13 protein-coding genes are annotated in these 12181 nt (G+C 69.4%); 7 read left to right on the forward strand and 6 right to left on the reverse strand.

The window, feature by feature from the left end; translation table 11 throughout:
• Positions 1–367: 367 nt before the first annotated feature.
• The 4 genes from AGRA3207_RS25245 (at position 368) to AGRA3207_RS25260 (ending at position 2505) form a co-directional block, all read left to right on the forward strand.
• A complete protein-coding gene (locus AGRA3207_RS25245; protein WP_231329489.1) occupies positions 368–1012 on the forward strand; it encodes a hypothetical protein in 645 nt (214 codons plus the stop codon).
• Between the two features lie 611 nt (positions 1013–1623).
• Positions 1624–1971, forward strand: coding sequence for a hypothetical protein (locus AGRA3207_RS25250; RefSeq protein ID WP_231329490.1), 348 nt, complete (start codon positions 1624–1626; stop codon positions 1969–1971).
• Between the two features lie 100 nt (positions 1972–2071).
• Positions 2072–2260 (forward strand): hypothetical protein, encoded by a 189-nt coding sequence (locus AGRA3207_RS25255; protein ID WP_231329491.1) that lies wholly within the window; start codon positions 2072–2074, stop codon positions 2258–2260.
• 50 nt (positions 2261–2310) lie between these two features.
• On the forward strand, positions 2311–2505 hold the full coding sequence (locus tag AGRA3207_RS25260; protein WP_231329492.1) for a hypothetical protein: 195 nt from the start codon (positions 2311–2313) through the stop codon (positions 2503–2505).
• A gap of 158 nt (positions 2506–2663) precedes the next feature.
• Here the strand turns inward: AGRA3207_RS25260 and AGRA3207_RS25265 are convergent, their stop codons facing one another.
• The 5 genes from AGRA3207_RS25265 to AGRA3207_RS25285 all read right to left on the reverse strand — a co-directional run bounded on the left by AGRA3207_RS25265 (position 2664) and on the right by AGRA3207_RS25285 (position 8268).
• Positions 2664–3734 carry a zinc-binding dehydrogenase gene (locus AGRA3207_RS25265; RefSeq protein WP_231329493.1) on the reverse strand — a complete coding sequence of 357 codons (1071 nt, stop codon included), beginning with the start codon at positions 3732–3734 and terminating at the stop codon, positions 2664–2666.
• 83 nt (positions 3735–3817) lie between these two features.
• The gene (locus AGRA3207_RS25270; protein ID WP_231329494.1) at positions 3818–4714 is read right to left on the reverse strand and encodes a carbohydrate ABC transporter permease; all 897 of its coding nucleotides are present in this window, start codon (positions 4712–4714) and stop codon (positions 3818–3820) included.
• Positions 4714–5604, reverse strand: a complete 891-nt coding sequence (locus tag AGRA3207_RS25275; RefSeq protein ID WP_231329495.1) for a carbohydrate ABC transporter permease — start codon at positions 5602–5604, stop codon at positions 4714–4716. Before AGRA3207_RS25275 ends, AGRA3207_RS25270 begins: the two co-directional genes overlap by 1 nt.
• A gap of 64 nt (positions 5605–5668) precedes the next feature.
• Positions 5669–7156: an extracellular solute-binding protein gene (locus AGRA3207_RS25280; RefSeq protein WP_231329496.1), complete on the reverse strand. Its 1488-nt coding sequence runs from the start codon at positions 7154–7156 to the stop codon at positions 5669–5671.
• Positions 7157–7176: 20 nt separating this feature from the next.
• The gene (locus tag AGRA3207_RS25285; protein ID WP_231329497.1) at positions 7177–8268 is read right to left on the reverse strand and encodes a zinc-binding dehydrogenase; all 1092 of its coding nucleotides are present in this window, start codon (positions 8266–8268) and stop codon (positions 7177–7179) included.
• Positions 8269–8462: 194 nt separating this feature from the next.
• On the opposite strand from AGRA3207_RS25285, the gene AGRA3207_RS25290 reads away from it, so the two are divergent.
• A complete protein-coding gene (locus AGRA3207_RS25290; RefSeq protein ID WP_231329498.1) occupies positions 8463–9179 on the forward strand; it encodes an IclR family transcriptional regulator in 717 nt (238 codons plus the stop codon).
• Between the two features lie 74 nt (positions 9180–9253).
• On the opposite strand, the gene AGRA3207_RS25295 is transcribed toward AGRA3207_RS25290, so the two are convergent.
• Complete coding sequence (locus AGRA3207_RS25295; protein WP_231336386.1) at positions 9254–10474, reverse strand: homogentisate 1,2-dioxygenase; 1221 nt, start codon at positions 10472–10474, stop codon at positions 9254–9256.
• A 76-nt stretch (positions 10475–10550) separates the two neighbouring features.
• Between AGRA3207_RS25295 and AGRA3207_RS25300 the strand changes: the two genes are divergently transcribed.
• Both AGRA3207_RS25300 and AGRA3207_RS25305 read left to right on the forward strand, forming a co-directional pair.
• Positions 10551–11390, forward strand: a complete 840-nt coding sequence (locus AGRA3207_RS25300; protein ID WP_231329499.1) for a hypothetical protein — start codon at positions 10551–10553, stop codon at positions 11388–11390.
• 65 nt (positions 11391–11455) lie between these two features.
• Positions 11456–12151 carry an IclR family transcriptional regulator gene (locus AGRA3207_RS25305; protein ID WP_231329500.1) on the forward strand — a complete coding sequence of 232 codons (696 nt, stop codon included), beginning with the start codon at positions 11456–11458 and terminating at the stop codon, positions 12149–12151.
• Positions 12152–12181 lie beyond the last annotated feature (30 nt).

A 12181-nucleotide genomic window follows, 5' to 3' on the forward strand; every position in this document is an offset into this window, starting at 1 on the left:
TGCCCACCCGCGACGACGGGACCATGGCCAGCATCGAAACACGCCGGTCCGACAAAGTCCGCTCACGAGTCCAAAACAGTAAGGAACCTGTCAACTGAGAGACAGGTTGCGCTGTCAGTCACAATAGGGTCCGCCGACTCCAGATGCAGGCGGTATGGGGCACGGTTCCGTACCAAGTTCACTAAATTCCTCTGGGAAGCAAGTGATGGTCGCGCGCCATTTCCGCCTGATCAACGCTCAAGAATAGCGTGGTACAGCCTTCTGTACCACGAATGGACGCGTTGGCTGGCTCGTCGGCCGTGTACTGCGCTCCTAGCCTGAGACGGCACGATCAGCAATGGTTGATCCCCTGCGCGAGGAGGGACACGTGAATCTGAAGGCGCTCATCACGGCGGGAGCCGCCACCGCGGGCATGCTGCTGGGAAACGCCGCTTTCGCCGACGCTGTGACCGCTGTGACCGCCGCGTCCTACGACTTCGGCTACGAGAACGGCTTCGAGGGATGGTCGGCCAAGACCGACGAGACCTCCGGGGCACAGGACTGCCCTACCCGGCACAACTCGAGCATCGTGCATTCCACCGCCAAGGCCCGCACCGGGACGCACAGCCTCGAATTCCGGACGAACGGCGTCGGTGACTGCGGCCTGGTGTACTCCGATCGCCAGTTCCAGGTCGGCACGACCAGTCCGGTGAAGGTCGATTTGTCGTTCTGGTTCTGGAGCAACGACAAGCCGGGCCCCGGTACCGGAGGCAAGAATCACGTCCTGGCCTACAGCGGAGCCGACTGCATCGCGGACCCGAAGGGGCCTATCGAAAGCAACTGGGAGGGCTTCACCAATCTCGGGACCACCGGTCATGAGGAAGGCGCGGGCTGGTACGAGTACCGCTACCAGGCCACGGTGACCCCGAATTCCAGTGGTCAGATCTGCGTCGGCCAAGCCGTCATGATCGCCTCGACCTACAGGTTCTTCAAGAGCTACTACGTCGACGACACCAGGGTGACCGTCTCTTAGCCCTCTTCCACAGCCGACCACTTACTCCCCGCCTTGACCCGCAACGCTCCCGTTACGCTTCTGCGGCACCACGCCGGTGACCGGGGCGTCCATGCTCGGCGTCGCCGGTGGCTCCCTGAACCCTGGTCTGCCCGCAATAGCCGGGCGGCCTTCGCCAGGGGCTGCCGTGCGCCGATAATGACCCGGCGACGCCGAGGCATGGACCGGACGCGGTCGGCGCCTTCGGGCGCCCACGTTCTCGCTGAGTACCGCCCCTATGCGCTAGGAGTAAGTGAAGATGCCCATAGTGCGGGCGGCCTGCCGGGCGTCCTCGGTGATGACAGCGCCACCCCCGCCGGACGTGCCCGGATGCCGCTGAACCCGCCCTGCGGCTTGAGGGTCAGTTCGGCGCGGTGCTCCCGGCAGTATTCGACGAGATCGGCTCCGTGCCGTCCACGTCGGCGCGTCCCGTGACCAGGCCCCGCGTCCACGGCGGGACCCGGTCGAGCGCGCCTTCGTCCTACGTGAACATCGCCGGTACGCGGGGATCCGACAGCATCGCCAGGCAGCCGCCGCGGCGCCGCCCGCGACCGGTCGGATGGGATGATCATGCCCTATCCCAGGAGAGGGCCATGTTCACCACGACACCGGGCCCGGACGAAGCCATGGCGAAGGCCGGCCGGGGCTTGCTGTTCGCCGACCGCGACTTCCGCCTCGTCTTCGCCGCCGCGGCCGCGGGCAAGCTCGGTTTCCAGATCGGTGACCTGGCGATCCCGCTGCTGGCGGTGACCGAGCTGGACGCCTCGCCCGGCCAGGTCGGCGCCCTGAGCGCGTTGAGCATGGTGGCCTACCTGCTCGTCGGACTGCCCGCCGGGGTCTGGGTCGACCGGACCCGGCGGCGCGTCGTCCAGGTCGTCGCCGCCTGCTGTGCGCGGGCCTGGTTGCCTCCGTCCCCGTCGCGTAGTGGCTGGACGCGCTGAGCATTCCAGGTGACGCTCACGATGCTGCCGGTGCGTTCGTCCGCGAGCTGGGACTGTCGGAGGGGCCCTCGGCCTCTACTCGGCCGTCGGTGGCGGCGGGGTGCTGCTCGGCTCGCTGGTCGTGCGTCCGCTCGCAGTCCGTGCCGGCGAGGGCCGCGTGATGTGGCCCGGCGGCCTGGTAGTCGCGCCGTTCGGCTTCCTTGTGCCGCTGATGGACCGCGGCGCCGGGCTGTGCGCGGCCGCCCTGGCCTGGCTGCTCATCACCGTCAAGGCGGGCGTGGACAACTGATCAAGGTCAGCTTCCGGCAGCGCGTCACCCCGGACCATCTGCTCGGACGGATGAACGCCACGTTCCGCTGCCTGCTCACCGGCGCCCTCGCGCCCGGTGCGCTGTTCGCCGGCGTCCTCGGCGAGAGCGCCGGTGCCCGCTCCGCCCTCTGGGCCGGGGCCGTGATCCTCGCGACGGGCCGGCTGCTGATCTTCTTTTCCCCGCTGCGCGGGGCGCGCGAGCTGCCCGAGTGTGCCGCAGGCTGACCGGCTCGACCGCGGACCGCCCGGCGTGGCCGGCGTGGCCGACGCGACCGCGGCCTGCCCGGCCGGGCGGCGCTCTGAGCGGGATCGCGGCCGACGCGCGGTACAACTGGGTGTACGGACCCTGCCCATTGAGCAACGAAACACTCGCCGGGCGGGGGTCAGCCGATGCGGATGACCACTTTTCCGACTCCCTCCTGCCGGGCGAGGTAGCGGTACGCGGCTGCGAGGTCGTCCAGGGGGAACTCCCGGTCGATGGCGACCGTGTACGTGCCGTCCTGCACTCCGTCGATCCACGGCTGGAGTTCACCGAAGAAGTCGCGAAGTGAATCCGTCGGCTTCAGGCACTTGTGCTTCGCCGTGGTGAGGCGCACGCCGTGGGGGATGTAGTGGAACGGGCTGGGGGCGACGCCCGTGCGCCCGTCCAAGGGCCGGCCGTTGCGCCGTGCGCGTGCTTGTTCCTCAAGGAGGCCGATGAGGGCCACGGTCCCGCCTTCGGCCATGCAGCGCATCGTGTCCACGACGGCCGGGTAGCCGAGCGTGTCGAGCGCGACGTCGATGCCGTCGGGCGCGAGCGCGCGCACCCGTGCGACGAGCCGGTCGTCGTCGAGGACGGCGTGGTCGAACCCCAGCCGCGTCAGCGCGGCATGCTTGGCCGCCGATCGGGTCGTTCCGATGACGGTCAGGCCGTCCGCGCTCGCGATGCTCGCCGTCGCGAGCCCGATGGCGGTGGTGCCTCCGCGCACGAGCAGCACCTGGCCCGGCCGCCAGCGCAGCGTCCGGCGTGCGAGCCCCGCCCGGGTGAACGCCTTGGGCATGGCCGCGACCGTTCCGAAGTCCAAGGTGGACTCGTAGGTGATGAGATCGTCCGCGGGTGTCAGGACGTACTCGGCGTGCCCGCCGTTTCGCGTCCATCCGTGCCCGGCCCACGCAGTCGTGACCTTCTGCCCGAGCGGCACCTCACCGCCCGGGCATTCGACGACCTCGCCCGCGAACTCGTTGCCCAGGACCATCGGATACGAGGGGCCGTCCGGGTCGGCGACCCCCCACAGGGTGGACAGTTCCGAGGAGATGACGGTGGCGGCGCGTACCCGCACGAGAGCCTCACCGGGCGACGGCCGCGGCACCGGTACGCGCTGGACGCGAATGCCGTCGGGGCCGATCGGCCGCTCCAGGACCGCGGCCGTCATCGTGGCCGGCGCCGGTTCGGGCTCAGGACGAGCCGAAGACATGTCAGTACTCCTCTGGGAAATCGACGTACCGGATCCCGGCACAAAGGACCCGGGGCGGTGAATGGTGGATCGCCGTGCCAGGGCTACTTGAGGCCGCTGCTGGCCATCCCCGCGACGTAGTAGCGCTGCAGGCCGAGGGCCAGGAAGACCAGCGGCACGGTGAGCAGGGTCGACGCGGCGAATATCTCTCCGTAGAGGGGCGTGTTCGCGTTGTCCGCGTAACCCGCCATCGTCACCTGCGCCACCTGCTTGGCGGGGTCCTGCATGGCGATGAGGGGCCAGAAGAAGTTGCTCCAGGAGTTGATGAACTGTATGAGGACGAGGCTGGCCAGTGCCGGGATCACGCCGGGCAGGCCGACGTGCCAGAACGTCCGCAGGATTCCCGCGCCGTCGAGCTTGGCGGCTTCGAAGGTTTCGTCCGGCAGGGACCTGAAACTCTGCCGCATGAGGTAGATGGCGAAAGGGCTGAACGCGAACGGCAGAAAGATCCCCGGGTACGTGGACAGCAGTCCAAGGTGTTTCGCCACCCCGTACATCGGGATGACCATCGCCTCGACCGGGACGAACGCACCCAGCAGCGTCGCCGCGAACAGCACGTCCCGTCCGCGGAATCGCAGCCGCCCGAACGCGTAACCGGCGAGGGTGGCGACGACCAGCGTCAGCGCGACCTGGGCCACCGACACGATGAGCGTGTTCACGAAGTCGCGGCCGAAGTGCAGGTCGGTGAAGAGCCGCGCCAAGTTCGCCATGGTGGGATGGGCGGGCACGAAGCTCTTCCACGTCAGCGGGAACGCGTCCTCGACGACAGCCTTCGTGCCTTTGAACGCCGAGGTGAACATCCACAGGATGGGGAAGGCGAACAGGAACGCCACCACGCTCAGCACGACCGACTGGGCCGAGCGCGCCGTACGGCGCCGGCGTCGTGCCCTCGCCGCCGGGACCGCTGTCCTGATCGCGCCGGTTTCATGTTTGACCAGCACTACTCACTCCTCAGAATTCGTGCCTGCGCGACCGACAGCACGACCAGCAGTAGCAGCATGACCACCGCGGCTGCGGCGGCCGGTCCGAACGCCTGGAAGCTGAACGCCTGCTGGTACGAGTAGTAGATGAGATTGCCGGTGCTGCCATTCGGGCCGCCGTCCGTCATGACGCTGATAGGGGTGAAGATGCGGGCGCCGGACAGCATGGACATGAACGCCGCCACCACCAGCGACGGCTTGAGCAGCGGCACCGTGATCTGCAGCAGGGTCCGTAGGGGGCCGACGCCGTCCACCTTCGCCGCCTCGTACACCTCCTGGGGAATGAGTTGCAGACCGCCCAGGAAGATCAGCATGGGCAGCCCGACGCCGCGCCATACCGACATCACGGTGATCGCGGCGAGGGCCTGGTGCTCGGACGTGAGGAACGGCTGCTGCGGCAGGTGGAGCGCCGCCAGGGTCGAGTTGAGGATTCCGAACGCCGACTCGTACATCTGCGACCACACCAGGGCGCCGACCGTTTCCGACGCGGCCATGGCCGCGATGACGGCGGCGCGCAACGCCCGCGATCCGGGCAGGCGCTGGTTGACCGTGATCGCGAGAATGAGGGCGACGGGTATTTCCAGGCAGATGGTGATGGCGATGTAGAGGGCGGTGTTGAGCAGTGCCCGGCGGAAGTCCGGGTCGGCCAGGATCTCGGAGTAGTTGGTCAGGCTCGGCCCGCCCACGGGCGCGCGGGTGAACGGGTCGACGCGGCGAAGACTCGTGCTGAGGACATCCGCGAGCGGCAGGTACTGGAAAAGGACGACGCCGATGAAGGCCGGAGCCAGCATGAGGCCCGCGGTGATCGCCTCTCGTCGTCGGCGGCCGCCTCGCGCGGTCTTCGCGGTCATGTGCTCCTCCGTGGTTTCTGCGTCCGATCGCGCCGTGTATCTCGGGACGACCCGTGGCTTCCGGCTAGCGATACTTCTTCAGAAGGCCGTCGACCTTGGTGGCGGTCTCATGCAGGGTCGTCGCCACATCCGCACCGAGTGCGATGTTGCGGATGGCGCTGTTCGCGGCGGTCGAATAGTCCGACCAGCCGGCCGTCTTGGGGGCGCCTACGAAATGCTTCGCCGCGGCCAATCCCAGCTGCTGCGCCTTGCCGGCGTAGACGGGCAGGGAGGGGATGATGTCGTCGCGGGCGGGGACGGAGCCGCGGACGGTGTGGTAACCGACGCGGTTCTTGTCGTTGCAGAGGAAGGCGAGAAGCGCCACGGCCTCCGCCTGGTTCTTGCTTCCCGTCCAGACGAAGGGCGCCTCCGCCTGGTTGCATCCGAAGAAGGTGGTGCCCCGGGGCACCACGGTCGCCCCCCATTCGAATTTGAGCTTGTCGGCCGGGCTGCCCGTGTAGCGGTTGATGAGGGCGATCGCCTCCCATCCCATGGCCGCCTGCCCACCGGCGAACTGCTTGGGGACGGCGCCCTTGGGGGTGAGGCCGTCCTGGAAGAGCTTCTGGTAGTTGCGCATTCCCTGGATCGCTCCATTGGAGTCCAGATAGCCGGACGCCTTGCGGCCCGCCTCGTCGACGGCGGCCCAGGTGCGGTATTCGTCGGAGGTCTTGGCCGCTTGGGGATCGCCCATCATGCGGATGAAGTGGCCCTCGAACCCGCCGTAGTTCGAGCCCGGGCCGCCGTTGCCGAGCGTGGACGCTTCGAGGGCGAACAGTGACTGGTCCCCGGAGCGTGCGAGCCCTTCCTTGAGCCGGCCCAGCGTGGCCAGGAAGTCGTCCACGGTCCACCCCGACGTCACCTGCCGCGGTGTGAGCTCGGCCGGCGGATCGACCTTGGCCTTGGCGAACAGATCGAGGTTGAACACCACCATGGGGATGCCGTCCTCCCACGGCATGACGAGCAGGTCGCCGTTCACCGACGCGCCGTCCACGACGGACGCCCGCTGCTTGCGGACGAAATCGGCGGTGAGGTACGGCCCGAGGGGCACCGCCAGCTTGCCGGCGCCGTAGTAGGCGGTCAGGTCGGTCCGGCCCATCATGATGTCCGGGGCGTCGCCGGACTGGATGTACACCTGGACCTTCTGCTGCAGGCTGCCGAACGGCACCCGCTCCTCAGCGATCTTGATGTTCGGGAAGGCCGCGTGGAACGCCGCGAACGCCTTGGCGTACCAGTCGTTGACCGGCGGTGAGGTGTCCGCCCGCAGCACCCTGAGGGTCATCTGCGACGTGCGGGGCACGGGTCCCTGATATCCGCCCAGGTCGAGCGCGTAGCCGCCCGGGCCGGGGCCCTTGGCGACATCGGCGGCGCCGGTGCCGCCGGAGCCGGCGCTGCAGCCGATCAGGGACGTCCCGAACGCGGCCCCCGCCCCGGTGTAGGCGAGCGCGCGAAGGACCGTGCGGCGGCTGGGCCGGGTCGAGCCGAGGCCCTCGGAGGGGAGGTGCGTGTCGTTCACGTGCGTTCTCCGTTCGTGGATCAAGCGGCTGGGCCGGCCTCAAGGACGATGCGGCCGATGCGGTCGCTGCTCTCGAGCAGGCGGTAGGCGTCGGCGGCGCGGGACATCGGGAACACGGCCTGCACGGGAACCGTGATGCGGCCCTCCGCGATGCCGTCGACCCACTCCTGCATGTGGTCGAGCTGGGGGTCCGGGACCTTCATGACGGTGACGCCGTTCTGCATGGCGGTGGTCAGGCGCACGCCGGCGGGGATGAACCATTGCGGGCTGGGCGCCACCGGCGCGAGACGGTCCTGAGGCTCGCCCGTAGCCCGCGACCTTGCCTGCTCGGCGAGGATGCCGACCATGCAGACGGTGCCGCCCGGCCTGACGCACCTGAGGGTCTCGACGACGTGGGGATACCCGAGCATCTCCACGGCGCCGTCGACGCCGCCGGGGAACAGCCGGACGACCCGGGCCGCCAGGTCGTCGCCGTCGACGAGGACGTGGTCGAAGCCGGCCGCGCGCATCTCCTCGGCCTTGGCGGGGCTGCGGGTGGTGCCCACGGTGGTCACGCCCGCCAGGCGGGCCAGCGAGGCCGTGGCCGTCCCGATCGCGGTGGAACCGCCGCGGACGAGCAGCACCTCGCCGCGGCTCCACCCGACGGCCTCTTTGATCATCTCCGCGCTGCCGAACGCCTTCGGCAGCGCGGCCAGCGTCGTCCAGGGCAGGTCGCTGGTGAAGGGCCACAGGTCCCGGCAGCGGGCCACGACGTACTCCGCCTGGCCGCCGTCGCGGGTGAACCCGTAGCCGCCGAACCCGGCCGCGACCTTCTGCCCGACGGCGAGTTCGCCACCGGGGCACTCGACGACCTCGCCGACGAATTCGTTGCCCATCACCATCGGGAACCGCGGGCCGGGCAGTCCCGGGCCGGGGGCGGACACCCCGTCGAGGGTCGGCAGATCCGCCGACATCACCGAGCTCGCGTGCACCCGCACGAGCGCCTCCGCCGGGGCCGGCGTGCGGCGTGGAACGGTCGACCAGGTCAGCGCCCCCACCCCTTCGGGGGCGTTCAGGACGACGGCCTTCATGGTGTCGACGGCCGGGGTGGGCGTCGTCTTGCTCACGGACATTGAGGGCCCCCTGGGGCGGCGAGGACGGGGTCGGGTTGCGCGGCTTCGCGGCGGAGTGCTATATTCGCACCTATAGGTGCTGTTTTCGTTCCCCGGATGGTAAGAATGGGCGCAGCCGGTGTCAAGGGCCCCGCCGAGCCGTTCACCAGGGCACCCTTGGACGCGGAACTTGGACAGAGAGGGCTCAGGGCATCGTGGAGAAGAGCTCAACGCGATCCGGCGACGAGCAGCAGACGGCGGCGCCGCGGGCGGATTCGAAGACGCTCGACAAGGGCATCCGCATACTCAAGGCCCTGGCGGGCGCCCCGAACGGCCTGGGGGTTGCGGCCCTTTCCCGTCACGTGCAGATCCATCGCACGGTCGCCTACCGGCTGCTCGGAACCCTTGAGCGTCATGGCATGGTCCGGCAGGAGGACGATGGCCGCTACCTGCTCGGATTCGCCATCGTGGAACTGTCCGGCGCCGCCCGCTCCGACATCCGCTCCATAGCGCAGGAGCCATTGCGCACGCTCGCCGACCAGACGCGCTCCACCGCCGTTCTCCAGCGTCTCGACGGCACCGACATGGTGTGCCTGCTGATCGTCGAGCCGGGGACGGCGCCCGTGCATGTGCCCTACCAGATCGGCCTGCGCCTCCCCGCTGTCGACACCCCGTCCGGCGCGGCCCTCCTCGGCCGTTCCACGCACTCCGATATCGAAATCCACAATGGCGGATCCGTGGTCACGCAGGCCAGGACGGGAGGCCCGTGGTCATTGGCCGCGCCGGTTCCCCGTCCGGGCAGCACACCCCTCATAGCCATTGAGGTATTGGCGTTCGAACCCCTGCCTATTCAGGAGACGGCTGCTTTGGCGGCGGCCGCGGCGGCCGTCATCGGTGAGCGCATGACGGCATTGGGTCCCCTTCGCAGCTGAGCCTTCGTCGAGACCCTCTGGCATCGGCGAGTCTCCGCGCACCTGTCCGTGGCCGACGCCGGTGTCGTCCGGCATCATTTCGACCCGGCCGGCACGCCGCTCCGGCCGGCCCATGCCCACGCATAGGCGGGGTCGTCCACCTCCACGCCGGCCTGGCCGAGCCTGAGCGGGGCGAAGGTGTCGACCATGACCGCGGTCTCGTCGAAGCCCTCGGCGCCGAGCGACGCCTCGATCGCGGACGGCAGCGGCCCGTGGGCGTGGCCGCCGGGGTGGAGCGAGACCGAGCCCACCGCGATCCCCGAGCCCTTCCTGGCCCGGTAGTCGCCGGCGACGTAGAACATGACCTCATCGGAGTCGACATTGGAGTGGTAGTAGGGCAAGGGCACCGACAGCGGGTGATAGTCGACCTTGCGCGGGACGAAGTTGCAGATCACGAAGTTGTGGCCCTCGAACACCTGGTGGGCCGGCGGCGGCTGGTGGATCTTCCCGGTAATCGGCATGAAGTCTTCGATGTTGAACGTGTAGGGGTAGAGGCACCCGTCCCAGGCGACCACGTCGAACGGGTGACCTGCGTAGACGAAGCGTGTGCCGACCACCCCGCCGGGTCCGTCGCCCCGGTGCTTGACCAGCACCTCGACGTCCCGGCCGTCCGCAAGGAGGACGTCGCCTGGTCCATGCAGGTCTCGCTCGCAGTACGGAGCGTGCTCCAGGAACTGGCCGAAACGGGAGAGATAGCGCTTCGGCGGGGCGATGTGGCTGTTCGCCTCGATGACGTACAACCGGCTGGGCCCGTCGCCGGTGTCCGGGACCCAGCGATGGGTGGCGCCCCGGGGGATCACCACATAGTCGCCCGTCCGGTAGGGGAGGGCACCGAAGATCGTCTCGACGGTGCCCCGCCCGGACTCGACGTACACGCACTCGTCACCGATCGCGTTGCGGTAGTGCGGCGACGCCGCTCCCGCCACCACATAGCCGATGCGGACGTCATCGTTGGCGAGGACGAGGCGGCGGCCGGTGACCGCGTCCGTCCGTCCGGCGTCCCCGGTGCCGAAGAGGTCGTGCAGCCGGAGATGCCGGGGCTTGAGCGGATGGTTGGAGACCAGCGACGGGTCGGGAAGTTCCCAGCATTCGCTGGCGACGATTGCCGAGGGGACGCCGCGGTGGTACAGCAGCGACGAGTCGGAGGAAAAGCCCTCCTCGCCCATCAGTTCCTCGTAATACAGCTTGCCGTCGTCGTCGCGGAACTGGATATGCCGCTTGTCTGGCACCTCACCGACCTGCCGGTAGTACGCCACCACTCCACCTCTCAATGACCGATTATCGGTCACACTATGTTCTACTATCGAGAACTTTGGGTTAGGGTGGCGGACTATGTCAATCCCCTCGCACTTCGCGGGCCTGGTGGACGACGCAGCCGTGTTCCCTCCGGGACTGGCCCCCCTGCCCGACGCCGTAGTCGCTCACGCCGCGCACCTCCGCTCCGACCACCGCGCGCTGGTCGGGCCGTTCATCGTGAGCGCGCAGGACCTCGCCACACTCGCGGAACTCGCCACGCCGGACCTCTTCCCGGAGGGGATCCGCGTCAGCGTCGTCCTTCCGTCGCCGGACGAACTGTCCGGGGTCCTCGATCTGGTGCGGACCGGCCCGCTGGTGCTCGCCGGCTTGGAGGTCAAGCTCGGTCCCGGACCCCTGACGCCACAGGTGGACGTGATCGCCGCGCATGATCGCGGGACGAGCCCCGCGTATGTCGAGGCGCCTCGTCCCGGCCACCCCGAATGGACCGGCGTCCTCGATGCGGCCGCCGCCAGCGATCTCCGCCTGAAGTTCCGCACGGGCGGCACCGAGGCCGCGGCCTTCCCGGACGAGGACGAGGTCGCCTCATGGATCCACGGGGCGGTCCGGTCGGCCGTCCCCTTCAAGTGCACGGCCGGGCTGCACAACGCCGTGCGGCACACCGGCGCGGACACCGGCTTCGAGCATCACGGCTACCTCAACATCCTGCTCGCGACCGCGGCGGCGCAGGACGGCGCGTCCGTCCACGGGCTCGTTCCGATCCTCGGCGAACGCGACGGGCGCGTCCTCGCCGACAGGCTGGCGGCCTGCCCCGCCGCCGCACTCCGAAGGGCACGGCAGGGGTTTCTCTCCTATGGTTCGTGCAGCATCGACGAACCGCTCGCCGACCTGGCGGCCCTCGGTCTGATCACGGCCTGAGCCGGACGGTCCCGCGGGACGAATGCGGCCGTCCAGACCATGACCCCTCCGCAGATGGCACCACCATGACGACAGAAGACAAGGGCGACGCGCCCGCGGGCTCGCAGACGCTGGAGCGCGGGCTCGCCGTGCTGGTCGAACTGAGCAGGCACCCGGACGGCCTCACCGTCGCCCAGGTGGCGGCCGCCTGCGGGCTGCACAGATCGATCACGACCCGCCTCCTCGTCTCCCTCGAACGCACCGGCTTCGCGGCGAGGGACCAGGCGGGCCTCTACCGCGTCGGCTCCCTGGTGACCGAGATCTCCCAGCGGACCCGGCCGCAACTGCGCGAGATCGCCGAACCGGTGCTGCGACGCCTGGCGCTCACGGTCGACGCCACGGCGTCCCTCGTCGAGGTGCGAGGAGAGTACGCCGTCACCACCCTCGTCGCCGAGCCGCCGACCAACGGTCCCCGCTTCTCCTACCGCCTCGGCAATCGCGACCCACTGGACCAGGGCGCGGGCGGCCTCGCCGCCCTCGCCTCGGGCCCGCCCCGTCCCGGTGACCCCGATCGCGTCGCGGCGACCCGGGAGCGCGGGCACATCGTGACGCACGCCGAACTCAACCCGGGCGCGTACGGCATCGCGGCGCCCCTGCCGGGCTGGGACGTGCGCGCGGCGATCAACATTGTCACCAACCGGAAGGACGTGCTCGAAGCCGCACGCGTGCCCTTGCTCGAAGCCGTCCGCGAAATCGGCGCACAAAGAAGAACGGACGGATGAACACGACCGGCCGGCGAAAGCAAACGACGG

It is taken from the genome of Actinomadura graeca, from assembly GCF_019175365.1.
Taxonomy (GTDB): Bacteria; Actinomycetota; Actinomycetes; order Streptosporangiales; family Streptosporangiaceae; genus Spirillospora; species Spirillospora graeca.

Excerpts from the sequence above, each read along its gene's own strand:
- AGRA3207_RS25305 (WP_231329500.1), top strand. The coding sequence starts at position 11,456 with ATGACGACAGAAGACAAGGGCGACGCGCCCGCGGGCTCGCAGACGCTG.
- AGRA3207_RS25300 (WP_231329499.1), top strand. The coding sequence starts at position 10,551 with ATGTCAATCCCCTCGCACTTCGCGGGCCTGGTGGACGACGCAGCCGTG.
- AGRA3207_RS25275 (WP_231329495.1), bottom strand. The coding sequence starts at position 5,604 with ATGACCGCGAAGACCGCGCGAGGCGGCCGCCGACGACGAGAGGCGATC.
- AGRA3207_RS25285 (WP_231329497.1), bottom strand. The coding sequence starts at position 8,268 with ATGTCCGTGAGCAAGACGACGCCCACCCCGGCCGTCGACACCATGAAG.
- AGRA3207_RS25265 (WP_231329493.1), bottom strand. The coding sequence starts at position 3,734 with ATGTCTTCGGCTCGTCCTGAGCCCGAACCGGCGCCGGCCACGATGACG.
- AGRA3207_RS25250 (WP_231329490.1), top strand. The coding sequence starts at position 1,624 with ATGTTCACCACGACACCGGGCCCGGACGAAGCCATGGCGAAGGCCGGC.
- AGRA3207_RS25260 (WP_231329492.1), top strand. The coding sequence starts at position 2,311 with ATGAACGCCACGTTCCGCTGCCTGCTCACCGGCGCCCTCGCGCCCGGT.